The following is a 1,399-nucleotide window of genomic DNA, read 5'->3' on the forward strand; positions in this document are numbered from 1 at the left end:
CTTGATTGTTGGGTTCGAACTGGTCATTCGTAAGATCAGCGGGACCCAGGGGCTCTGGGTATGGCTGTCATGGCGGCGCCGTGAGATGGCTGGAAAGGCTTGGCCGCCCGGAGCCCCGCGACGACTCGACCGCCAATTGGGAGATGCGACTCGATCGCTGCGTAGGGCAACGTCGGCGAGGTCGTCTGCTGGGCTGTGAACGCGCGACGAGCTGGCGGAGGTGACCGTGCCCCGGATATGGGCCGGAGTGGACATCGGCAAGGAACATCACCACTGCGTGGTGATCAACAGTGACGGCGAACGGCTGCTGTCCCGCCGGGTCCTGAACGACGAGTCGGCCCTGCTGGAACTGATCGGGGACGTCCTGGCCCTCGACGAAGACGTGCTGTGGGCCGTCGACCTCAACCACGGTGGCGCCGCCCTGCTGATCGGACTGCTGCTCGGCCACAGCCAGCCGATGGTCTACATCACCGGCCTGACCGTGCACCGCGCATCGGCCTCTTACCGGGGCGAGGGCAAGACGGACGCCAAAGACGCCTTCGTCATCGCCGGCCAAGCCCGCATGCGCCGTGACCTGGGCCTGCTGCGGCCTGGCGACGAGATCGCCGTCGACCTGCGCACCCTGACCACCCGCCGCACCGACCTCGTCTGTGACCGCACCCGGCAGATCAACCGGCTCCGTGCCCAACTCCTGGAGATCTTCCCCGCGTTGGAGCGGGCGCTGGACCTGACCAACAAGGGTCCGGTCTTGCTGCTGACGGGTTACCAGACCCCGGCGGCGATCCGCCGCGCAGGCGTGAAGCGCATCGAGGCGTGGCTGAAAAACCGCAAGGTCCGCGGAGCTGCCGCACTGGCCAAAGCGGCTGTGGAGGCTGCCGAGGCCCAGCACACGGCCCTGCCCGGCGAGCAGCTGGCCGCCGCCATGGTGGTGCGCCTCTCGAAGGGGGTGATGGCCCTCGATGAGGAGATCGCAGAACTCGAAGCCCTGATCGAGGCCCGGTTTCGCGAGCACCCGCACGCCGAAGTGATCGTGAGCCTGCCCGGGATGGGCAAGCTGATGGGCGCTGTGTTCCTCGCCGTGACCGGTGGCGACATGGACGCCTTCGGCAGCGCCGACCGGCTCGCCGGCTACGCCGGCCTGGCCCCGGCCCCACGCGACTCCGGCCGCGTCAGCGGCAACCTCCGCCGACCACGCCGCTTCCACCGCGGCCTGCTCAACGCGATGTACCTGTCGGCCCTGTCGAGCCTGAAGAGCTGCCCGGCCTCGAAGGCGTACTACCAACGCAAACGCGCCGAGGGGAAAGGCCACAAGCACGCGCTGCTGGCGCTCGCGCGCCGTCGCGTCAACGTCTTGTGGGCCATGATCCGCGACGAGCGTGCTACCAAGCCACACCACCTG

General features: G+C 68.5%; 1 protein-coding gene. It reads left to right on the plus strand.

What is annotated here, in order from left to right:
• Positions 1-226 precede the first annotated feature (226 nt).
• Positions 227-1,399, plus strand: a 1,173-nt coding sequence (locus STRIP9103_RS05935) for an IS110 family RNA-guided transposase (protein WP_048819772.1), incomplete at its 3' end; no start/stop codon positions are given.

It is taken from the genome of Streptomyces ipomoeae 91-03, from assembly GCF_000317595.1.
Taxonomy (GTDB): Bacteria; Actinomycetota; Actinomycetes; order Streptomycetales; family Streptomycetaceae; genus Streptomyces; species Streptomyces ipomoeae.